Annotated in this window: 23 protein-coding genes; 9 read left to right on the top strand and 14 right to left on the bottom strand. The window is 69.4% G+C overall.

Features of this window, described 5'->3' with window-relative positions; translation table 11 throughout:
• The first annotated feature begins 150 nt into the window (after positions 1–150).
• From ACWFR4_RS42200 to ACWFR4_RS42180, 5 genes are all read left to right on the top strand, one after another.
• Positions 151–1,182 (top strand): MraY family glycosyltransferase, encoded by a 1,032-nt coding sequence (locus ACWFR4_RS42200; RefSeq protein WP_453466394.1) that lies wholly within the window; start codon positions 151–153, stop codon positions 1,180–1,182.
• A 160-nt stretch (positions 1,183–1,342) separates the two neighbouring features.
• Positions 1,343–3,196 (top strand): molecular chaperone DnaK, encoded by a 1,854-nt coding sequence (gene dnaK, locus ACWFR4_RS42195; RefSeq protein ID WP_453656830.1) that lies wholly within the window; start codon positions 1,343–1,345, stop codon positions 3,194–3,196.
• Complete coding sequence (gene grpE, locus ACWFR4_RS42190) at positions 3,193–3,897, top strand: nucleotide exchange factor GrpE (RefSeq protein WP_453468939.1); 705 nt, start codon at positions 3,193–3,195, stop codon at positions 3,895–3,897. Before dnaK ends, grpE begins: the two co-directional genes overlap by 4 nt.
• Positions 3,898–3,930: 33 nt before the next feature.
• Entirely contained in the window at positions 3,931–5,121 is a 1,191-nt protein-coding gene (dnaJ, locus tag ACWFR4_RS42185; protein ID WP_326711978.1) for a molecular chaperone DnaJ, read from the top strand.
• A 4-nt stretch (positions 5,122–5,125) separates the two neighbouring features.
• Positions 5,126–5,593: a heat shock protein transcriptional repressor HspR gene (locus tag ACWFR4_RS42180; protein ID WP_355687716.1), complete on the top strand. Its 468-nt coding sequence runs from the start codon at positions 5,126–5,128 to the stop codon at positions 5,591–5,593.
• 62 nt (positions 5,594–5,655) lie between these two features.
• On the opposite strand, the gene ACWFR4_RS42175 is transcribed toward ACWFR4_RS42180, so the two are convergent.
• The 10 genes from ACWFR4_RS42175 to ACWFR4_RS42130 all read right to left on the bottom strand — a co-directional run bounded on the left by ACWFR4_RS42175 (position 5,656) and on the right by ACWFR4_RS42130 (position 13,956).
• Positions 5,656–6,663 (bottom strand): fibronectin type III domain-containing protein, encoded by a 1,008-nt coding sequence (locus ACWFR4_RS42175; RefSeq protein ID WP_453656829.1) that lies wholly within the window; start codon positions 6,661–6,663, stop codon positions 5,656–5,658.
• A gap of 79 nt (positions 6,664–6,742) precedes the next feature.
• Complete coding sequence (locus tag ACWFR4_RS42170) at positions 6,743–7,000, bottom strand: hypothetical protein (RefSeq protein ID WP_453468941.1); 258 nt, start codon at positions 6,998–7,000, stop codon at positions 6,743–6,745.
• Entirely contained in the window at positions 6,997–7,209 is a 213-nt protein-coding gene (locus ACWFR4_RS42165; RefSeq protein ID WP_453468942.1) for a hypothetical protein, read from the bottom strand. Before ACWFR4_RS42165 ends, ACWFR4_RS42170 begins: the two co-directional genes overlap by 4 nt.
• A gap of 11 nt (positions 7,210–7,220) precedes the next feature.
• Positions 7,221–8,084 (bottom strand): peptidoglycan-binding protein, encoded by an 864-nt coding sequence (locus ACWFR4_RS42160; protein ID WP_453656828.1) that lies wholly within the window; start codon positions 8,082–8,084, stop codon positions 7,221–7,223.
• A gap of 32 nt (positions 8,085–8,116) precedes the next feature.
• Positions 8,117–8,764 (bottom strand): hypothetical protein, encoded by a 648-nt coding sequence (locus ACWFR4_RS42155; protein WP_453465425.1) that lies wholly within the window; start codon positions 8,762–8,764, stop codon positions 8,117–8,119.
• Complete coding sequence (locus ACWFR4_RS42150) at positions 8,761–8,961, bottom strand: hypothetical protein (protein ID WP_453465423.1); 201 nt, start codon at positions 8,959–8,961, stop codon at positions 8,761–8,763. The genes ACWFR4_RS42155 and ACWFR4_RS42150 overlap by 4 nt, the downstream gene beginning before the upstream one ends.
• 80 nt (positions 8,962–9,041) lie before the next feature.
• Positions 9,042–11,438, bottom strand: coding sequence for a hypothetical protein (locus ACWFR4_RS42145; RefSeq protein WP_453465422.1), 2,397 nt, complete (start codon positions 11,436–11,438; stop codon positions 9,042–9,044).
• Positions 11,425–12,264: a hypothetical protein gene (locus tag ACWFR4_RS42140; RefSeq protein ID WP_453465420.1), complete on the bottom strand. Its 840-nt coding sequence runs from the start codon at positions 12,262–12,264 to the stop codon at positions 11,425–11,427. Before ACWFR4_RS42140 ends, ACWFR4_RS42145 begins: the two co-directional genes overlap by 14 nt.
• A gap of 119 nt (positions 12,265–12,383) precedes the next feature.
• Positions 12,384–13,373: a hypothetical protein gene (locus ACWFR4_RS42135; protein ID WP_453656827.1), complete on the bottom strand. Its 990-nt coding sequence runs from the start codon at positions 13,371–13,373 to the stop codon at positions 12,384–12,386.
• Between the two features lie 13 nt (positions 13,374–13,386).
• Complete coding sequence (locus ACWFR4_RS42130) at positions 13,387–13,956, bottom strand: hypothetical protein (RefSeq protein WP_453465416.1); 570 nt, start codon at positions 13,954–13,956, stop codon at positions 13,387–13,389.
• Positions 13,957–13,997: 41 nt separating this feature from the next.
• Between ACWFR4_RS42130 and ACWFR4_RS42125 the strand changes: the two genes are divergently transcribed.
• Positions 13,998–14,660: a hypothetical protein gene (locus tag ACWFR4_RS42125; RefSeq protein WP_453656826.1), complete on the top strand. Its 663-nt coding sequence runs from the start codon at positions 13,998–14,000 to the stop codon at positions 14,658–14,660.
• 11 nt (positions 14,661–14,671) lie between these two features.
• Here ACWFR4_RS42125 and ACWFR4_RS42120 read toward each other — a convergent pair whose 3' ends face one another.
• Positions 14,672–15,025, bottom strand: coding sequence for a hypothetical protein (locus tag ACWFR4_RS42120; RefSeq protein WP_453465413.1), 354 nt, complete (start codon positions 15,023–15,025; stop codon positions 14,672–14,674).
• Between the two features lie 65 nt (positions 15,026–15,090).
• On the bottom strand, positions 15,091–15,381 hold the full coding sequence (locus ACWFR4_RS42115; RefSeq protein WP_453656825.1) for a hypothetical protein: 291 nt from the start codon (positions 15,379–15,381) through the stop codon (positions 15,091–15,093).
• 154 nt (positions 15,382–15,535) lie between these two features.
• On the opposite strand from ACWFR4_RS42115, the gene ACWFR4_RS42110 reads away from it, so the two are divergent.
• Both ACWFR4_RS42110 and ACWFR4_RS42105 read left to right on the top strand, forming a co-directional pair.
• Positions 15,536–15,700: a hypothetical protein gene (locus ACWFR4_RS42110; RefSeq protein ID WP_453656824.1), complete on the top strand. Its 165-nt coding sequence runs from the start codon at positions 15,536–15,538 to the stop codon at positions 15,698–15,700.
• Positions 15,701–15,817: 117 nt separating this feature from the next.
• Positions 15,818–17,653, top strand: a complete 1,836-nt coding sequence (locus ACWFR4_RS42105) for a DUF2207 family protein (RefSeq protein ID WP_453656823.1) — start codon at positions 15,818–15,820, stop codon at positions 17,651–17,653.
• A 36-nt stretch (positions 17,654–17,689) separates the two neighbouring features.
• On the opposite strand, the gene ACWFR4_RS42100 is transcribed toward ACWFR4_RS42105, so the two are convergent.
• The gene (locus ACWFR4_RS42100) at positions 17,690–17,824 is read right to left on the bottom strand and encodes a hypothetical protein (protein ID WP_453656837.1); all 135 of its coding nucleotides are present in this window, start codon (positions 17,822–17,824) and stop codon (positions 17,690–17,692) included.
• Between the two features lie 142 nt (positions 17,825–17,966).
• The gene (locus tag ACWFR4_RS42095) at positions 17,967–20,069 is read right to left on the bottom strand and encodes a fibronectin type III domain-containing protein (RefSeq protein ID WP_453656822.1); all 2,103 of its coding nucleotides are present in this window, start codon (positions 20,067–20,069) and stop codon (positions 17,967–17,969) included.
• 353 nt (positions 20,070–20,422) lie between these two features.
• Here ACWFR4_RS42095 and ACWFR4_RS42090 point away from each other — a divergent pair, with 353 nt between their 5' ends.
• Positions 20,423–21,550, top strand: coding sequence for a substrate-binding domain-containing protein (locus ACWFR4_RS42090; protein WP_453656821.1), 1,128 nt, complete (start codon positions 20,423–20,425; stop codon positions 21,548–21,550).
• Positions 21,551–21,589 lie beyond the last annotated feature (39 nt).

Raw genomic sequence — 21,589 nt, 5'->3', positions numbered from 1 at the left:
CGCTGAGGCCACCCTCGGTCGACAGCGAAAGCAAATCGTGTTATTCACCCCATATTGCGACATAAGCGACTAGCTTATGAAGGTCTCCGGCCGGGCGTGCCCCTCCGGTGTCACCCCGATACCGCAAACCGAGCTGACGGGACGTCCGCCGTGTCCTACGGGATCGCCTCCGCCGCGACCGCCCTGCTGGCGGCCTCCGCCCTCACCGCCCTGCTGCGTCTCGTCGCCCTGCGCACCGGATTCACCGTCCGGCGGATCGGCCGCACGGGGCGGCGGACGCCGCGCCTGGGAGGCGCTGCCGTCGCCACGGTGACGGCAGTCGTCACCACCGTCGGAGCCTCGACCGGACTCGCCCCGCTCGGCTCCGGCGCGCTCACGCTGCTGATCGCGGCCGGGGCCGTCGCCGCGCTCGGGTTCCTCGGCGATGTGCGCCCGGTGGGGGCGCGGGCCCGCGTCGTCGTCGAGGCGGGGGCGGCGACCTTCGTCGTGCACGCCGCTCAACTCGATTTTCTCGTGGGCGCGCTGGCCGTCCTGTGGATCGTCTTCGTCACCAACGCCTGCCGGCTCGTCGACACCTCGGACGGGGTGCTCGGCACCGTCGCCGTCGTGACCGCGCTCGGCCTGAGCGCCTGCGCCGTCACCGAAGGGCTCGGCCCGCTCGCCGCGATCCTCGGGGTGCTCGCGGCGGCGCTCACCGGATTCCTCATGCACAACTGGTACCCCGCTCGGATGCACCTCGGGGGCTGCGGGTCCCTGTTCACGGGCTTCCTCCTGGCGTCCGCGGCGGTGCTGGTGAACGCGGGCCACGAGGCGCTCCCCGGCGCGGGCTCGCTGTTCGCCGTGACGGTCGTGGTGACCACGGACGCGGCCCTGGTGGCGGTGTCGCGGCGGCGCGCGGGACGGCCTCTGTTCCAAAGCGGCGCGGACCACATCGCCCACCGGCTCCGCCGGCTCGGCCTCACCCCGACGGGCGTGGCGGTGGTGCTCGGTGTCGCGTCGCTGGCCGGTGCGGTGACCGCGCTCCTGCTGCACGACGGGACGCTGGGCCCGCTGGCCGCGCTGTGGCCGGTCTGCGCGGCGGCCGGGTCGGTCGCCGGGCTGCTGCGGGTGCCGGTCTACGGGGTGCGGCGGCGCGGTAACCGGCCCGTACGGACCGCTGTGGTGGACGTCGCAAGTTCGTGACGAAGGTCCCGGCGTAGTGGCTGACCTGCACAGATGCTTTGGCTGCCCATAAGGGCCACATAAAAGTTGAGTCGGCTCGACTCAGCTCTGTTGACCGAACAGCGGTCGTCATGCATCCTTGAGCCAGATCCACTCAAGTAGTCATGCTGGAGGAATTGAAATGGCACGTGCGGTCGGCATCGACCTGGGCACGACTAACTCCGTCGTCAGCGTTCTCGAAGGCGGCGAGCCCACCGTCATCACCAACGCCGAGGGCGCCAGGACCACGCCGTCCGTCGTCGCCTTCGCCAAGAACGGTGAGGTGCTCGTCGGAGAGGTCGCGAAGCGCCAGGCGGTCACCAACGTCGACAGGACGATCCGTTCGGTCAAGCGCCACATGGGCACTGACTGGAAGATCGAGATCGACGGCAAGAGCTTCAACCCGCAGCAGATGAGCGCCTTCATCCTGCAGAAGCTGAAGCGCGACGCCGAGGCGTACCTGGGCGAGAAGGTCGCGGACGCGGTCATCACCGTCCCGGCGTACTTCAACGACTCCGAGCGTCAGGCGACGAAGGAGGCCGGCGAGATCGCCGGTCTGAACGTCCTGCGTATCGTCAACGAGCCGACGGCCGCCGCCCTGGCCTACGGTCTCGACAAGGACGACCAGACCATTCTCGTCTTCGACCTCGGTGGCGGCACCTTCGACGTGTCGCTCCTCGAGATCGGCGACGGCGTCGTCGAGGTGAAGGCCACGAACGGCGACAACCACCTCGGTGGTGACGACTGGGACCAGCGCGTCGTCGACTACCTGGTCAAGCAGTTCAACAACGGCCACGGCGTGGACCTCGCCAAGGACAAGATGGCGCTCCAGCGCCTGCGCGAGGCCGCCGAGAAGGCGAAGATCGAGCTCTCGTCCTCGACCGAGACCACGATCAACCTGCCCTACATCACGGCGTCCGCCGAGGGCCCGCTGCACCTGGACGAGAAGCTCACGCGCGCCCAGTTCCAGCAGCTCACGTCCGACCTTCTGGAGCGCTGCAAGACGCCGTTCCACAACGTCATCAAGGACGCGGGCATCCAGCTCTCCGAGATCGACCACGTCGTTCTCGTCGGTGGCTCGACCCGTATGCCCGCCGTCGCGGAGCTCGTCAAGGAGCTGACCGGCGGCCAGGACGCCAACAAGGGCGTCAACCCGGACGAGGTCGTCGCCATCGGCGCCGCCCTGCAGGCCGGTGTCCTCAAGGGTGAGGTCAAGGACGTCCTGCTCCTCGACGTGACCCCGCTGTCCCTCGGTATCGAGACCAAGGGAGGGATCATGACGAAGCTCATCGAGCGCAACACCACGATCCCGACCAAGCGTTCCGAGATCTTCACGACGGCCGAGGACAACCAGCCGTCCGTGCAGATCCAGGTCTACCAGGGCGAGCGCGAGATCGCGGCGTACAACAAGAAGCTCGGGATGTTCGAGCTCACCGGTCTGCCGCCGGCCCCGCGTGGTGTCCCGCAGATCGAGGTCGCCTTCGACATCGACGCCAACGGCATCATGCACGTGACCGCGAAGGACCTGGGCACGGGCAAGGAGCAGAAGATGACCGTCACCGGCGGCTCCTCGCTGCCGAAGGACGAGGTCGACCGGATGCGCCAGGAGGCCGAGCAGTACGCGGACGAGGACCACCGTCGCCGCGAGGCCGCCGAGACCCGTAACCAGGGCGAGCAGCTCGTCTACCAGACGGAGAAGTTCCTCAAGGACAACGAGGACAAGGTCCCCGGCGAGGTCAAGACCGAGGTCGAGGAGTCGCTCACCGAGCTGAAGGAGAAGCTCAAGGGCGAGGACACGGCCGAGATCCGCACCGCCACCGAGAAGGTCGCCGCCGTCTCGCAGAAGCTGGGCCAGGCCATGTACGCCGACGCCCAGGGCGCGCAGGCCGCGGGTGGTCCCGAGGCCGGTGCCCCGGGCGGCGAGCAGAAGGCCGCTGACGACGACGTCGTCGACGCCGAGATCGTCGACGAGGACCGCAAGGACGGTGCCGCGTGACGGAGGAGACCCCGGGCTTCAGCGAGAGCGACGAGCCTGACGTCCCCTCCGGCGCCACCCCCGACGACGCCGAGCCGAAGGCCGCTCCCTCGCCCGACAAGGGCGAGGGGGCTGCCCCGGCCGGGGACGCAGCAGCATCGGCAGGAGCCGCTTCGACGGTTCAGAACGTAGGCCTGACGGCCCAGCTGGACCAGGTACGCATGGCGCTCGGTGAGCGCACCGCGGACCTCCAGCGGCTCCAGGCCGAGTACCAGAACTACCGTCGCCGGGTGGAGCGGGACCGGGTCACGGTCAAGGAGATCGCGGTCGCGGGCCTCCTGACCGAGCTCCTCCCCGTACTCGACGACATCGGCCGTGCCCGTGAGCACGGAGAGCTGGTCGGCGGCTTCAAGTCGGTCGCCGAGTCGCTCGAGATGGTCGCCGCCAAGATGGGGCTCCAGCAGTTCGGTACGGAGGGCGAGCCCTTCGACCCGACGATCCACGAGGCCCTGATGCACTCGTACGCGCCGGACGTCACCGAGACGACCTGCGTCGCGATCCTGCAGCCGGGCTACCGGTTCGGCGAGCGCACCATCCGCCCCGCGCGGGTGGCGGTGGCCGAGCCGCAGCCCGGGGCCCAGCCGGCCAAGGGCGAGTCCTCCAAGGGCGGGGAATCGGCTGCCGCCGACGACAAGGAGAGCGGTGGCCCGGACGAGGGCTGACGTCAGTAAGCAGCGAGAGGAGGGACGTCGAGGATGAGCACGAAGGACTTCATCGAGAAGGACTACTACAAGGTCCTCGGCGTCCCCAAGGACGCCACCGACGCCGAGATCAAGAAGGCGTACCGCAAGCTCGCCCGTGAGAACCACCCCGACGCCAACAAGGGCAACCTCAAGGCGGAGGAGCGCTTCAAGGAGATCTCCGAGGCGAACGACGTCCTCGGTGACCCCAAGAAGCGCAAGGAGTACGACGAGGCGCGCGCCCTGTTCGGCAACGGCGGATTCCGTCCGGGGCCGGGCGGGGCGGGCGGCGGCACCTTCAACTTCGACCTGGGCGACCTCTTCGGAGGCGGCCCCCAGGGCGGTACGGCAGGGGGTGCCGGCGGGTTCGGTGGCGGACTCGGGGACGTCTTCGGCGGCCTGTTCAACCGGGGCGGCGCGGGCACCGGCACGCGCACGCAGCCGCGCCGCGGCCAGGACATCGAGTCCGAGGTCACCCTCAGTTTCACCGAGGCGGTCGACGGGGCGACGGTGCCGCTGCGCATGTCGTCGCAGGCGCCCTGCAAGGCCTGTTCCGGGACCGGCGACAAGAACGGCACACCGCGTGTGTGCCCGACCTGTGTCGGCACGGGCCAGGTCTCGCGCGGCGGAGGCGGCGGTTTCTCGCTGACCGACCCGTGCGTGGACTGCAAGGGCCGCGGCCTGATCGCGGAGACACCCTGTGAGGTCTGCAAGGGCTCGGGCCGTGCGAAGTCCTCCCGGACGATGCAGGTCCGCATCCCGGCCGGCGTCTCGGACAACCAGCGCATCCGGCTGCGCGGCAAGGGCGCACCGGGCGAGCGGGGCGGCCCCGCGGGCGACCTGTACGTGGTCGTGCACGTGGACTCCCACCCGGTCTTCGGCCGCAAGGGCGACAACCTCACGGTCACGGTTCCGGTCAGTTATCCGGAGGCCGTGCTCGGGGGCGAGGTCAAGGTCCCCACGCTCGGGGGACCCCCGGTCACGCTCAAGCTGCCCCCGGGCACGCCGAACGGGCGGACGATGCGGGCCCGCGGCAAGGGCGCTGTCCGCAAGGACGGCACCCGTGGCGATCTGCTCGTCACGGTGGAGGTCTCGGTCCCCACGGATCTGACCGACACCGCGAAGGACGCTCTCGAGGCGTACCGAAAGGCGACTGCGGACAGCGATCCGCGGGCAGAACTGTTCCAGGCCGCGAAGGGAGCATGAGCGTATGGACGGCCGTCGACGACAGAGTTCCTTTGTTGGCAGGGCCTATGAGCTGACCGACGAGACTCCGGTCTATGTCATCTCGGTGGCCGCCCAGCTCAGCGGGCTGCATCCGCAGACCCTGCGCCAGTACGACCGCCTCGGCCTGGTCTCCCCGGACCGCACGGCCGGGCGCGGCCGGCGCTACTCGGCCCGCGACATCGAACTGCTGCGCACCGTCCAGCAGTTGTCGCAGGACGAGGGCATCAACCTCGCGGGCATCAAGCGCATCATCGAACTGGAGAACCAGGTCGCGGCGCTGCAGGCCCGGGTGGCGGAACTGTCCTCGGCGGTGGAGGGCGCGGCGGCCGCGATGCAGCAGCGCGAGGCGGCGGTGCATGCGTCGTACCGGCGCGACCTGGTGCCGTACCAGGAAGTGCAGCAGACGAGCGCGCTGGTGGTGTGGCGGCCGAAGCGGTCGTCGGAGCAGTAGGCGTAAATGCGCGTGAAGGGGCCGGGAGGTTGATACCTCCCGGCCCCTTCCGTATGCAGCGGTCAGCTCACGCTGACGAAGCCCGGTGCCGACTCCCTGCCCTGGTCATCGACGCCGACGACGTAGAAGGATGAATGGGGGCCCGTTACGTCGAAGTAGCCGGCGTACGGCGAAGCTGTTCCGATCAGCGTCCACGCGTACGGGTCCGGGTAGCGAGAGTAGATCCGCATCTCGCTCGTCCCGCCCGAACCGACGTCCCACGAGATGCGGATCGTGCCGTTGACGTATCGGGCCATGAGGCCCGAGGGCTTCGGGGCTGTGCCCGGCGCGGGCCGGGTGGCAGTCACGGGTTCGGAGGCCGGGGAGACGCGGCCTTCCATGTCGACGGCATCGACTGTGTACGTGACGGCGACGCCCTCCACGGCCCGCGGATCGGTGAAGGCCTCGCCCGACACGATGTCGGGTCCGTCCTGATCCTGCTGTCCCTCGGGCGCCGCCCAGACCTCGTAGTGGTCGACGTTGTCCGAAGAGGGCTCCCAGCGCACGGTGTTACCCGCCGTTGTGCCCTGTGCGGTGAGGCCGGACGGGGTGCTGGGTGGCGTGGGGTCCACGCTGATGACCATCTGCTCGGCGCTGCCCACCGACTCGTTGCCCGCGCGATCGACCGCGCGCACCGCGTAGTAGTACGTCTCGCCGGTCGCCGGCGGAGCATCGGTGTACGAGGTGCCCGGCAGGAGGGCGGCTCCGCTGACGCGGCTCCAGTCGTCGGTGTCGGCGAGGTGCCGGTAGACCCGGTAGCCCGCAACGTCTCCTTCCTTGTTCTCGGACCAACTGACGGTAGCGGTGAGCGTGTTCGTGTCGTAGGTCGCGGTTACTCCGGTTGGGGCCAAGGGCGTGGCCTTGCCGACGCTCACTGTCCGAGAGGAGCTGATACCGCCGTCCGGCAGGGCCGACGCGGGGGTGGTGGCTGTTCCGAGCAGCCCTCCAGCGGTGACGGTCACGACGGCCGTTGCGATCGCTCGCGCGGCGCGGCGGACGCCTGCGGCGCGGGTGGGTCTGTCTGGTGTCATATCACTCAAGACCCCTGCATTCATTGGTTAGTTGTATGGGAGCCGGGAGGCACCCTGACGAGCAGGCCTCCCGGCAGCCTCAGTGGCTTCCCGCCGCCTGCCACAGTGCGATGGCCAGTGCTGTGCAAGAGGTGGCAGCGGCCAGCGACGGCAGCGGCCAGCGGGTACGTTCCAGAGCGTCGAGGCGGTCCTCGTGTTCGCCGAGGGTCTTGTCGGTCTGGTCGGCGCGCTGCAGGAGGAGGGCCAAGTCGCCACGGGTGGTGGCGAATCCGACGTCGACAGACCGGCGCAGGCGCTCCAGTTCCAGAGCGACCCCACTGGCCTCGGGCGGGGTCACGATCCGGCCTCCTTCCGCAGCCACCGCGGCAGCACTCGCTCCACCTCCGGGGTGGCCATCAGACGGGTGAGCGCCGCGGCCATTGCCACGACGCCCGCCAGCGTGGGCACGTCCCTGGCCGCTGGGACGCCGGCCAGGAGCGGCACCAGCGCCACGAGGGTCTGGACGGACGTCCGCAGGGTCCTGCGTGCGGCATCGCTCATGGTCATGGGCCTCCTCCTCAGGTGTGCAGGACGCGCAGCCTGTCCCAGCTGGCGCGTCCCGGAATGCCGTCCGCGGCCTCTCCCACGTAACCGAGCCGGCGCTGCCAGGCGGCGTACGAGAGGACGTCGGCCTCGCCCCACACCGGCCCGGGTCCGACGCGATAGCGGCCGCATCCTTCCGCGACCAGGCGCTTGCCGACAGCGGTGATGAGCGCGCTGCGGCGGCCAGGGGTGAAGTACGCGGCGCCCGGAAACGGCTCGTACGACTGGGGCTCCGGCTCCGGCGCCGGTACGGGTCTGAGGCCGAGCCGCGCCTCGATCCGTGTCCGCATTCCCGCCATCGAGAACGAAGGGTCGATCTTCCGTCGCGTCCACTCCTTGTGGCCGATGACGCTTGCCGCCGACCAGCCGTGGGCCCGGCAGATCGCCGCTGACAGGCGTTCGGCGGCGGCGAGTTGGGCGGCGGGATACGGGTCGCTGCCGTTTCCGAGGTTCTCGATCTCGAAGCCGTAGAAGTGGGTGTTGCCGTCGACGGCGTCCGGGCCGAGCGGGGAGGGGATGGCACGTTCGGCGCGTACGGCGTCGTACACGGCCGCTGATCCGGCGCCCGCGTGGTTGGTGCGGCCGTAGCCCACCAGATGCACGGTGCCGTCCTTGGCGATCAGGCCGATGCACAGCGGTCCGGGCAGCGCGGCAGTGCCGTCGCGGCAGAGGGTGAGGCTGTCGCGGCCGGCGGTGTGGTGCAGCATCACGCCGTTGACCGGGCCCCAGGGGCCCTTGTGATTGCGGTTGTGGGTCTGCCAGTTGAGGTGTTCGGAGATGCGTACGCCTTCGCCGCGCAGGGCGCGGGCGAAGGCGTAGGGGGTCAGGGGCGTGGCCACCGGGGCTCCTTGGCGGTTGAGGTTCTGGGTTCCTACGGGATCGGGTCGACACGGATATAGCGCGTGTCGAAGAACGACGTGTTCGTGGAGACGCTGGAGCGGTACGCGGGCGTGGCCGTGTGCGCGGTGCCGATGGCGAGCCCGCTGACCAGGAACTGCGCCGAGACGGAGGTCCGGTTGGTGGTGTTCACCGCGGCCGCGCGGTTGTCGTCTGCCAGGACCACCACCGCACCCGCAGAGTTGCGGATGTTGGCCGACATGAAGGACGTAGCAGTGGTGGAGGTCCGGATATAGCTGCCCACGGTGACGATGACCTGGCCGGACGCGGGCACGGTGAACGACGCCGCCATCGGGTCACCCAGGGCGTTGCTGAGAGTTTCGACGTACGCGGTCGACGTGGTGTCACCGTCGTCGAGGTTGACCCGGAAGACCGGTACCGGAGCCACGGGCACCCAGACGGATCCGGTGTAGTACATCATCCGGCCGGGAGTGCCGATCCAGGCCAGCATGCCCGCGACCGGCGCGGTCAGTTTGGCGTCGCGCGTCGCCGTGTCCGGGAAGCGCATCACCAGGCGGCCGTCCGCCGCGTCGGCGAGCGCCTTCAGATGGGCCGGCAGGTCGGCGGGATCGGTCGCCTGCGGGTAGGGGAGCGTGCTGATCGGCGTGTACTGGGTCGTCATGCGGACTCCTCCTGGAGCGTGGCTTGGGCCGTGGTCGGGTCGGGCGTGACGGTCAGCAGTTCGTCAGCGGCGGTCGGCGCGGGGGCGGGCGGATCGTCCTGGTACGGGTCGGATGCGCGGGCGATCGCCTCGGCGAGTTCACGCAGCAGCGCTTCGGGCGGCTGCACGGCGACGGGCTCCGGTGCGGGCTCGGACATGGCGGGGACCTCCGTCTCGGGTCGGGACGTGTGGGTGCGGGGGCGTGGATCGGTGGGGCGTCGGCGCAGGGGCGGGGCGGTCAGGCCGGGGCGCCGTCCTTCACGTCGCCCCAGGTGGGATTCGCGGTGAGCAGTGCGGCGAGCGTCGGATACGCTGCCGCCACCTCGGCGTAGGTCGCGGAGGTGTCCGGCACCGGGGGCAGAGCGGGAGCGTCCGGGGTGAGCCCCGCGTCCACGGGTACCCCGTTCGCCCGTACGCCCCGCAGGCTGAGGGTCTGCTGGACCCCGCCGCCTGCGGAGGCGGACGTACTGATGCCCACGACCCAGGCGAGCGTGTCGAGGGTGGCGCCCGTCGTGTCGAGAATCCGCACCACGTCACCAAGCTGGATCCGCGGGTCGTACAGGACCTGCACATCCTCGAGAACCGGCACCGGGTACTCTCCGGCCACGCGCATGGCCTGCGCCAACTGCTGTGCCGCGCCGAGGTCCTGGACCCAGTCGGACTGTTCGCCGTAGAACTCCTGGCGCCCGTAGAAGCGCTCGCTGTCGCTCCCCGGGACGTACGAGACTCCTTGCCGCTCCACAGGATCGCGGTCGGGCCGGATCGGGACGATGTGGATGGAAGGACCGCCGCTCCGATCGACTGTGTAGAGCTTGGTCGCGGTGCGGTTGGTGAGCCGCAGGACGATCGTGCCGTCCTCGCGCCGGACGAGCGCGTCGACCGCCCCCTTGACGGCCGTCGTGCCCGCCGCGTTCTGCGTGGCGACGCGGAACGAGGAACCGGTGGTGACCACCGAGTCGTCGTCGGTGTCCGGCGGGCCCACGTCCAGCTCCTCCTCGCCGAAGACGTACGACATGGTGAGCGAGCCGTTCGCCGGGATCTCCCGCACCACGGTGTCGGAAACGATGTCCCCGGCGGTCGTGCGCACCGCGCCCCAGTCCTTGGCCGGCTGGACACAGAAGTTGCGGCAGGCGTCGATCTCCTCGGTGACCGTGAGTGCGGCGATGTCGCGCACCGACGTCAGGGTCAGATCGGGGGAGGTCGGCGCGGTCGCGAAGCGGGTGAAGTTGCGCCAGCGGAACCGCCCGCGTTCGTCGATCTCGGCGGTGGACATGCTCGCCTTGGCGATCTGCCCGATGGCGTCCCACTGTGACCCCGAGATCTTGGGGATCGTGCGCAGCGGCAGAATCGCCTCGTCCAGCTCGGCGGTCTTGGTCCAGGTGCCGGCCTGGCTGAACTCGGCGACCGTCGGAAGCGCGGTCAGACCGCTGGTCACCTGGACCCCTTCTGTCGCCATGGAGGTGACCAGGCGGACCTTGCGCAGCTCGGCGACGGGCTGGGGGCCGGTGGCGGCCGTGAAGACGGCGGCGCCGCCCACCCAGGTGCTGCCGTCCGGGGCGGTGAGCAGGGGGATCACGGAGGGCAGGGCCTGGTTGTTCGTCGACGCGTAGACATCGACGTATGCGCCGAAGTGCCAGATGCCGCGCTGCGTCTGCATGGCGGTGGCGTTCTGACCCCACTGCAGGCCGCTGCCCGGGACCTGCGGGTCGGAGCTGAGCGAGGTGGCAAGAATGGTTCCCTTCGTGAAGTCGAGGGTCAGGGAGACGGTGCCGATGGCCGCGCCGGTGCGGTTCAGTTCCAGGTCGATCCGTACGGTCGAGCCGATGCCGACGGCGTTGTTCACCCACGCCTCGGCGAGCAGCCGGCTGCCGGGCACCGTGACGCGGCTGCGCGGGAACCAGGAGGCGGTGATGCCGCTCTCGCCGGCGGGCAGTCCGCGCGGCACCAGCGCCATCTCGTGCGGAGCACCGGTGCGTGACCAGGTGTAGTGGCGCGGATCGGGCAGGTCTTCGGGCATGCCGTACGGCGTCGCGAAACCGCCGTGGAGGGTGGCGTGGACGAGGGTCAGTGGCTGCCCGGCGACGAACTGCGGAGCACGCGGCGGCGGGGCGGTCAGCAGACCGGCTTGCCGCAGCAGCTCGTCGACGCACCAGGTGGCGCTGGCCAGAGGGCGCCCCCAGTACAACCCCGTGTAAGGGCGGGGCAGTTCGGCGGGCGCCCGCAGTCGTTCCGCGCCGTCGAGCGCGGTCAGCTGCACGGTATCCGAGCCGGATGCGGCACTGCGGTTGCGCAGGGTGCCGCGGAAGGCGGGCAGCGTACTGCCGCCGCCGACGCCCGTTTCGTGGACGACGGACTGGCCGGGGCGGGCGAGGTCGCCGGTGGCATGGTCGGCCCACGCCGAATACAGCTCCGGGGCGGAATCGCCTCCTGTACCGGCCAGTTGGAGCTGCAGCTGGGCGGCCGAGCTGCCGGAGAACGCCCGCATGGCAGCCGGGAGATCGGTCGCGTACGAGCGCTCGACCTGCCAGGACTCCACCTGCGCGGTGACGTCCTTGCCGCCGAGCCGGGTGGTGTGAGTGGCGGTGCGTTCGCCGGAGGCGAGCGCCGCCTGGGTGGCGCTGTCAGCCGACTGCACTGGCCACCTCCACGAGATCGAGGCTGATGCTGCGGTACGGCAGCGGCCGGCCGGGGGTGTCGCTGTAGGCGGTGACGGACATCGCGGGCAGCCCGTCGCCGGGGACGTTGTCCGCCGCGCCGTCGTCGTACGCGAGACAGGCACCGGCCAGCGCGTACGTTCCCGCTGCGCCCGGGGTCGCGCAGGGAGTGGCATACACCGCACCGGCGGGCACGGTCGCGGCGACGTACGCCCCTGTGGCCGAGGGGCCCGACAGGTAACTCCCGTCGGCCTTCTTGAAGTCGATGTTGACGGCGACGGTGGCCAGCGCCGCGAAGGCGGTCGGCGCGCGGAAGGAAATGCGCGAGCCCGGGGCCACAGGGAAGTTGCCGGCCCACGGCACGCAGCGCCAGGCGACCTTGCTCGTCGCGTCGGCCGCGGTGAACGCGAACGTGCCGGGCGCCGCGCCGATTTCGGCTACGGCGCCGGTCGTGGACACCTTGAACCACTGCTGCAGGCCCGTGGTGTCCGTGGCCCCGGCGGCTCCTCGCCCCGCGGCCTGGGTGGCGCCGAAGACATTGCCGGCGGCGGGATCGATGAGGACCAGGGGCCCCGGTCCGTCGATACGCCGCGCGAGCCGGTCGAGCACCCGCGCGTCGGCGACCGCGAGCCGGTCCCAGCCGATCTTCATCCGTCGGGCGGTGGCGGCGGTACGGGTGATGGTGACGCGGCCGCCGAGCGACTTGAACTCACTGACGCCGAGCTCGGCGCTGCGGTCGAAGGACGTGGCAGCCTGGTCGATCTCGTAGAGGGCTCCTGGGGGGCCTATCCATAGGTTGCTGGCCATGGGTTCACCTCTCTTCTCTGTGCTGTCGGATCGCTGCTGTCGGGGCATGCGGGCATGCGGGCATGAAAAAGGCCGACGACATCGGGCGTCATCGGCTGTGCACGGTCAGGAAGTTGGCCCTACCGGCGGGCGAGCTGCCGCTGCCCCAGGAACACGGCGCGGGCGATGGTCTGCGAGTCGACCTGTACGTGCACGGGCCGGTCGGCGAGCGCCTCGACGGCGGCGGCGAGGCGGTGCAGGGCGGCGCCACCGCCCGGGTGGTGGCCGAGCATGCGGCTGAGCTTGGACAGCGGGATGACGGCTTCGTCCTCGCCGCCTTCCCCGATGACGGCGAGGCGACCGCCGGCGCGGGCGCCGATGACGCCGCCTTCGGCGAGGGTCGGAATGTTGGGGATCTGCGGGATGTGGATCCCGAATTCCTTGCCGCCGAAGACCGGGACCCAGCCCGGGATCTTGACGTGGACCCGGTTGAGCCCGCCGATCATGGCGTTGATGCCGCTGATGAAGGCGCGGGGCAGGGCGGTGAAGCTGTTGACGATTCCCTTCATCACGCCCTTGATGGGGCCGGCGTGGGACTTGATGGCCCCGGAGATGGCGTTCCAGGCCCACTTCACGCCGGCGGCGAGGGCCTTCGACACCTTGTCCATGTTGATGAACTGCCCGATGATCGGCGCGAGCAGCGTCATGATCAGCCCGAAGGCGTTGGCCTTCATGGCGGTGTTGAGGCCCTTCTGGGCGAGGGTCGCACCCTTGAGGCCCTTGCCGAGCCCGCCCATGGACTTACCGCCGCCGGAAGCGGACTTGCCGGCCTTGCCGACGGACTTCTCGACCGCGTCGGACTGGCGTTTTACGTCACGGAGGGCGGTGTTGGCCTTGCCGGACGAGGACTTGAGGTGGTCTAGGGAGGTCTTGAACTTGCCGGCGGAGGTGTTGGACTTGGCGAGCGAGGAGGCCGTCTGACTCGCACCGGTCTTCAGCTTTGATATGGGAGTGGCGGCACCGCTGGCGCTGCGCTGCAGGGCGCTCACGCCGCGCGCGGTGGAGTTGAGGCGTCCTTGCAGACCGCTGAGACCGGAGGAGACTTGACCGACTGCCTGTTTCAGATTCATGGGTTCACCTCACTTATGCGAAGGCGGCCGAGAGAACGCTGACGGCGCGCTCCAATGCCTTGACGTCACTGGCGACCCCTTGGACCAGGGGGCGGTTGGCGTGGATCCCTCGATCGGTGCGGTTTCGGGGATCCGCTGCCAGTCTTCGGCTTTCATCGAGGGCGGCGCGGGAGGCGGCGGCGGCGCGGGACATGCGCGTCTTTAGTTCTTCAATGTCACCCCTCATAATCCCTAGCCGCTTTATGTCTTCGATGTTGTCCTTGACGGCCTCGTCGCGGGTTCGCTTGGTTTTTTGTTCTGCATTCTCGATTTTCTTTTGGAGTTTGGTGATCTGCACGTTGAGCCACTTGAATTCCCTGGTGGCACCCAGGATGGTAATGCCCTTTTCGTCAATCTTGAAAAGGGAAATGCTGGCCGCTATGGAAGCTGCCGCGCTTGCGCTGATGGCCGCGGCGGTTGCAGTCAGGCCCGTTACGGAGACCGACTTGGGTTTGGCGGTCTCCTTGAGCTTCTTGATGTCCGACTCACTCGTATCGAGCCGATCGGAAAGTTTGTCGAGCTTCTTCTCCGCTGGTGTGCTCAAGTCGCGCTCCAGGTCGTGGACTTAGTGCTACATTGCGCTGCATGGCTGCTGGCAGTGTGCGTGTAATGATTGTGCTCCCCATTAGTCAGGCGTGGTACTTCGAGCCTCGGCGATTCAGTTCAATTGCCCGAAAGGTCAAGAAGGCCCTCGCGGCGGCTGACAGGGTCGACGGAGGCGGAATCGTAGACGTGATCTTGTACGGCGTATCGAGCCAACAAAAGGGGTCCGAGTCGGTGGTCGTTCACACGGAAGTGAGCTCAAAAGATCTCGATCAATGGGTGAACGACTGGGCGGTTCGACCGAGCGCGCCACGCGGCATATTTGATGATCCGACCCCTGTGAATAAATTCGAGGAGCACTTTGGGGTCGAGGACGACTGTCATGGTCGCGCTCTTCCCGGCCTGGTCGTGGACGAGATCCATCGAAGCACGATGTCGACCAAAGGTGATCACTTCGTCATTTTTGGACTCGACTGGGGTCGTGGCCTCAAAGAGCTCGTCCGTGCCGTCATCAAACTGGATAGGCCTGATATATTTTGGCAGTTCTTCGGTGACGCCGCCGATATCGATCACCATGACTTCTGGGGGCGAGGCGACCTCAAGCGGGGAGGGGTGGCGCCAAATATTTGGGCACATCTGAACACCTACTGGACCCCAAGGTCGATCACCCGTGGGTTCAGGAAATGGCGGAAAGCACGCGCTTGAAGTCGGTGTCGTCAGCCGGCGCCGAAGAATTTGGCCAGCTGGTCCGAGGTCGGTATCCCCATGGATCCCCGGCCGTCGAGTTCATCGGCCGGCGCGACGGGCTCCGTGTCCTGGGCACCCGGTCGGGGCAGCGGCTCGGGAAACTCCAGAGATTCCGCCTCCTCATCCCTGTTGACGGTGGCGAACATCCAGTTCCCCTCGCGGAGTTGATCCACAGCATGGGCCAGCAGGTGGTCCGTCACCCCCCACTCGGCGGCCTCGCCTTGCAGTTCCCGGGTGAGGGCGCTGTCCCGCGGCATGTGGCGTACCAGCACCGCGAGCCGCCGCGACGACAGCCGCCCCCGGTACCAGTCCAGCAGGTCCACGCCGTAGTGGCGCAGCAGATCGGCCTCGATGGCCTCGGCGTGCTCTTCGACGAGCGCGTCGAGGCTCAGTCTTCCCCCAGGCCCAGCCCCGTCTCCTTGCCGTAGGCCTCCAGGATCGCGGCGATGTCCTGCATCGTGACGTCGTGCCGCTCGAAGCGGGTGAACTGCTGCTCGCCGAGGAGGAGTCGCAGGAGTCCGTCGACGTCGTTGTCGTCGAGGTCGCGGAGCTTGCGCGCGACGGCGCGGCTGAGTTCGGTAGGCAGCTCGAACGAGTCGTCGTCGAGCTCGAAGGTCCAGGCGCGGCCGAGCGCTTCGAGGCGCTGGGCGCGGGCGGCGTTGACGTTGAATCCGGCCATGAGGTGCTCCAAGTAGGTGAGTTGGTGAAGTCAGGGGGCGACGGAGGACCGGCGCGCATGGGGTGCGCGCCGGGCCTCCTGGTGCGGGGCGGGGCCCGTTACGCGTACGCGGGGTGGAGGCAAGCTCGTCGCTGCCGACCCGGAGCGGATCGAGGTGACGTACGATCCCTGCGCCCCGAAGCGCGTAAGCGCCCGGGCCGGGCTCGTTGTCCGAGCGCTGCTCTTCCTCGCGTACGTCCTCCTCGGCCTCCCCATCAGCTTGCTCACCGCGGCCTACCCGGTGGTCTACCTCTCCATCGTCGTGGCTGCGATCCTGTGATCTGTAGCGCTAACTCCCTGATGCGCCACGCGAGTTGGGGGCCGTCGGCGCTACGTTCCGCGGGCATGGCGCGGGCATGAGCAACAAGGAAGTTCGGGCCGGGACATGGGGGGCGCCGTGAGCGGCGGCAGAGGTGGCACCACGGCGGACTCGGTACGCAGACGACGGCGCCGGAACGCGGTGGTCGTGGTCGTCACCGCGCTCGTACTGGGAGGGATCGCGGCGTTGATCGCGGTCCTGTCGAGCACCGAGCGCGTCAACCGGATGTGGTCCGAGGCAGAGCTGTCCACCGACGGCGGGGCCCGCATCACCGAGGTGATCGACTACGACTTCGGGCACCACGACCGGCACGGCATCTTCCGGGACGTCCCCGGCCTGCCCGGCGAGGCAAAGGTCAGCGTCACCATGGACGGCAAACCCGTCCCGTACGACGTGCAGCCCTACATGGGCGACGACGACGAGACCCGTGTCCTCATCGGCGATGCCCACCACGAGATCACCGGCACTCACCGCTACCGGATCCAGTACGAGCTGGAGGACATCGCGCCGGGCGGGAAGCTCGCCTGGAACGCGGTCGGCACCGGGTGGCAGGTGTCGCTCAGGCGTGTGGAGATCCATGTGACCGGGGCTTTCGTCTTCCGCGACATCCACTGCGTCAGCGGCCGGCACGGCTCCCAGCACCCCTGCCCGGCCGGCCGGCCCCAGCCCGGTCACCTCACGCTCGGCTTCGACACGCTCGACGCGCACCGCGGCGCCACGCTGTACGCCAACTCCGCCGGCCGCCTCGCCACCGCGCCGCCGTCTCCGGCCGAGCCGTCCGGCCCGGTCCTCGCCACCCACCGGCCCGATCCGCTGCTGGTCGGGCTGTCCGCCGCCGGAATCGCCCTGGTTGCCGGGCTGGTGGCAGGGTGGTTGACGCAACTAGCAGGGCGCGAGCGGATCGCGGCCGACGCGTTGCCGGGCTCGTCTCCGGGGGCGACCGAAGCCGTACGCCGCATCGACATCACGCGGCTCGCCTCCCTGGTATCAGAGACGTCGTCGCCGCCCGAGGAGCTGACCCCGGCACAGGGTGGCGTCCTGCTCGACGAGGACATCGCGCCCCGGCACCAAGTGGCATGGCTGCTGAGCGCCGCGAACGGCGGGTTCCTCGTCCTGGACGACAACGAGTCGTTCCCCACCCTCACCCGCCCGTCGCGGGAGGAGGTCGAGCGCACCGATCGCGCCGTCCGGGAGGTGCTGGACCAGGCGTTCGCCGGCCGCGACTCGCTGCTGCTCGGCGGCTTCTACGACAAACAATTCACCATGGCCTGGTACAAGATCGCGGACCAGCTGAGGCAGTGGCGCGACAGCGGTGAGCTGTGGGTGGCGGGCCGGGCCAGGCTCCGGACCCGCGTCGCGATCGCGGGCCTGGCCTGCGCGCTTGCCGGCCTGGCCGCCGTTGTCGTCGCCGGTGTGGCCGCGGGCCATCCGCACGGGTACTGGTCGGTGCTGCTTCCGATCGGCGCGGCCGTGGCGGGCGCGGGTGTCGCGCTGGTCGCCTGGAGCAAGGAGCTGCGGGTCCGCACCCCCGGGGGCACCGCGCTGTGGCTGCGTCTGGAATCCTTCCGCCGCTATCTGGCCGGGGCCGGCGCCCGGCACGTGGAGGAGGCGGCCGACGCGGGTGTGGTCGACCGCTACACCGCCTGGGCAGTGGCCCTGGGCGTGGCCGACCGCTGGTCCCAGGCGGTTTCCGAGTCGACGGCACCGCCGCCCTCTCCGTCCCGGAACCGGCCCTCTGGGGTGCCGCTGTACCGTCCGCTGATGGCTGTGGCGATGCTCTCAGCGGTCGCCTCGACCACCAGGCCCCCGTCCTCCAGCGGTTCCTCCGGCTCCAGTTCGAGCTCGGGTTCCAGCTCCGGCGGCAGTTATTCGGTCGGCGGCGGGGGTGGAGGCGGCGGAGGGGGCTCCTGGTGACGTACGCCGTCGCCTCCGCGGTGGTCCACCTCTCCGTTAGCGCGGCTGTGTGCCGGCCCGGAGTTTGATCTGCCGTATCAGCAGGGCGAGTTGGTCCGGGTCGGCGGTCATGACCGTGTCCGGGGCGTCGCTCTCGCGGAAGCGGATCGTTCCGTCGCGGGCGGTGGCGATGTTGAGGCAGTTGCCTTCGGCTCCGCCGCTGAACGATGACTTCTTCCTTCAGCTGTACGAGCTGTACGCGCGCGACTGACGTAGACGTGAATGAAGGGGCCGGAAGGCGAAAACCTCGCAGCCCCTTCATTCATGTGTGGCGTCAGACCAGGTCCGGCCGGACCGTCCACGGGTGGCCCGCCGCGGTCGTCGTGCCGTCGGCCCTGACGCCGGTGACCTGGTAGAACGACGTCTCGCCCAGCGGCTGGGTCTCGTCCCTGTAGTACTGCGACGTCGTGCCGCCGTCGGACGGGACCGTGGCCAGGAGTTCGTACGTGCCCGTCTGCTGGTTCCAGCGGCTGATGCGGAACTCCTTGATGTCCGCGCACGCCACCGGGTCCGTGCAGCGCCAGTACGCGCCCGAGATGTTCTCGGAGGCCTGCCAGCCGCCGCCACCGGCGATCGGGCCCGGGTCGCTGCCGACCGCGTCCGCCGGTTCCAGGCTGAGCTCCGTGCTGGTGACGTTGGGGACGGAGGGGCTGGTGACGGGCAGTTCGTTGCCCCACTGGTCCTCGGCGGTCACCGCGTAGACGTAGGTCTCGCCGTCGGGGACGCCGATGCACAGGATCGCCAGCGGGTCGTCCTTGCCGTCCACGCAGGGGAGGTACGGGCCCTGCCACTTGACGGTGCCGTCGGCCTGGCGGACTCCGCGCTGCGCGTGGTACGCCACGATGTCCTCGTCCGCAGCGGGCTTGTCCCAGCTCAGGAGCGTGCCGTCGCCGCGGGGCGTGGCCTCGAGGCCGGTGACCGGGCGCGGCGGAACGCGGTCGGAGGTCGTCACCGTGACCGTGTTCGACACGGCCGACTCGTTGCCCTCGCCGTCGCGCACGGCGACGCCGTACGTGTAGACGGTGTCGAGCCGCGCGGTGCGGTCGTCGCAACGGATCGCGTACATGTTGCCGTCCGTCAGAGTCGTCGTCTCGTTCGCGCAGTCGATCCGCACCGGGTCGGCGCCGAGCGAGGTGCCCGCCGAGCGGTAGACGACGAAGCGCGCCCCGTTGTCGATCTCGTCGCGCATGGGGTGCTCGGGCGTCTCCCAGGCGAGGCCCACCTGACTGGGGTCGACCGTCGCCTTGAGAGACGTGGGCGCGGCGGGTGCCGTGCGGTCGATGCCGTCCGAGGTGACGGTCGCCGAATAGGCGCTCGCGTTGCCGGCCGCGTCGAAGGCGCGCACCGCGTAGGTGTGCCGGGTGGCGTCGGCGCTCACGTAGTGGATGTACGACGTGCCGCTCTGCCGCTTCAGGAGCGTGTACGCGCCGGTCGTGGCCGACTTCTCGTACAGCTCGTAGGCGGTGGCGTCCGCGACGGGCTTCCAGTCGATGACCATGCCGGGCAGGTCGCCGTGGGCGGTGAGGGCCGTCGGTGCGGCGGGGCCGGTGCGGTCGGCGGTGGTGACGTACTGGTCGGCGGTGCCGGCCGAGGCATTGCCCGCCTTGTCGTAGGCGCGGACCTCGTAGGCGTACGTGTCGCCCGTCGCGGGGACCGTGGTGTCCGTGAACGAGGTCGACGTGGTCGTGGCGAGGGGCGTGGCCGGGTACGTGCCGGACTTGAGGCGCCGGTAGACGCGGTATCCGGCGAGGTCCATCTCCTTGTTCGCCGACCAGCTGAGCTTCGCCTGGTACGAGGACGTGTACGTGAGTACGGGAGCGGTCGGGACGAGGGGTTTCGTCGTGTCGACGGTCGCCGAAGTGCGGGGTGCGTAGGCGAACTTGACGTTGGCCGAGCCCGTCCAGTTGACGAAGTCGATCCGCAGCGTGTGCTTCCCGGCGGGGATCGTGACGTTGACCGTCTTGGTCTGCGTCGTCGAGACGTTCTTCCAGATGTCGACCTTGCGCACGTCGTCGACGTAGACGCGGATGCCGTCGCGGGTCTCGACGGGCAGGGCGAACGGGCCGCCCGAGCCGAAGTCGCGGGTCACGGTCCATCGGACGCCGAAGTAGTTGCTCGGCAGGCCGGTCGCGGGTGCGCCCGTGCCCCAGTTCTGGTCGATCGTCGAGTCGCAGTCGGTCTTCTTCGGCGTGCCGGAGAACGTCGTGTTCGCGAAGAACTGCCGCTTGAAGACAGGCGAGGCGCACGTGACCGCGGCCTCGGCGGCCGGGGCCGCGACGGTGATCAGGCTCCCGGCGGTGGCCGCCACCACGGTCGCGGAGAGCGCTCGCGCGGAGCGGCGGCCGCGCGGAGCACTTGAGGGTCTGGCGGATGTCATGACGATCAAGACATCCGAGGGTCTCGGTTGGTTGTACGAGTTCAGGCGGTTGATGCGGGGGCGTGATGCGGACCGCGACGCGGCGCTCGGGTGAAGACCGAGCGAACAAGACGTGGCGAAGACGTGGCTGAATCGTGAGTTTGCTCACCGGGTGGATGGGGGCGACAGGGCCGCACGGGCCGGGGCTGGTGCGGCTACTGGGGTTACCTCGGGTACGCCCGGATTCACCTCCGGAAGGCACGGACCCGTTTTCGTCTCGTTAGGGATTCACCTCTTGACGCTGCGTGTTGGGCGGAGTTGGCTTCCAGCCACCTCGGCCGCAACGACGCGGTCACGTCAGGGAGGTACCGAAAGTGAATCCGCGTACGAAGCGCGCCGCCCTTGTCGGCGCGGCGTCCGCCATGGCCCTCTCCCTCACCGGGTGCGGGAGCAGCTGGATCGAGCCGTCGAACGACTCCGCGGGCAAGGCGTCCGCCCGGCAGAACCAGGACCTGAAGATCGGCGTCCTCTTGCCGGAGAAGGAGACGGCGCGCTACGAGAAGTTCGACTATCCGCACATCAAGAAGGAGGTCGAGGACCTCACCAGCGGCAAGGGCCGGGTCCTCTACGCCAACGCGGAACAGAACGCGAAGCGCCAGGAGAGACAGGTCGACCAGATGATCGGCGACCGGGTCGACGTGCTGATCCTCGACGCGGTCGACTCCAGGTCCATCGCGGGATCGGTCAAGAAGGCCAAGGACGCGGGCATCCCCGTCATCGCCTACGACCGCCTGGCCGAGGGCCCCGTCGACGGCTATGTGTCGTTCGACAGCGACCAGGTCGGCCATGTGCAGGGCATGGCGCTCCTCAAGGCCCTGGGCAGCAAGGCCTCCAAGAACAGCCGGATCGTCATGATGAACGGCTCGGTCACCGACCCGAACGCCGCGCTCTACAAGGACGGCGCCCTGGCCGAGCTCAAGGACCAGGTGACGATCTCGAAGTCGTACGACACCAAGGACTGGAAGCCGGAGAACGCGCGGGCCAACATGGCGGTCGCCATTCAGGCCGTCGGCGCGCAGAACATCGCCGGTGTCTACTCCGCGAACGACGGAATGGCGGGCGGCATCATCACCGCTCTCAAGGCCGCCGGTGTCACCCACCTCCCGCCGGTGACCGGCCAGGACGCCGAACTCGCCGCCGTCCAGCGCATCGTGACGGGCGACCAGTACATGACGGTCTACAAGCCGTATCCCGAAGAGGCCTCCACCGCCGCGCAGATGGCGGTCCTCATCGCGCAGCAGCGCGGCATCGAGTTCGACGCGCTCGCGAAGGACCGCGTCGACAGCCCCACCACCCCCAATGTGCCGTCGCTCCTGGTCCAGGTCGTCCCGATGACGCAGAGCAACATCAAGTCGACGGTGGTCAGGGACGGGATCTACAAGGCCGGGGACATCTGCACGGCCAAGTACGCGGCGGACTGCGCGCGGATCGGGCTCAAGTAGCCTCCGGCCGGGTGCGCGGCGCCCCGGACCTCGGGGCGC

It is taken from the genome of Streptomyces sp. NPDC055140 (assembly GCF_053607285.1).
The sequence above is the reverse complement of the archived record's forward strand: the minus strand, read 5'-3'. Positions and strand labels throughout refer to the sequence as shown.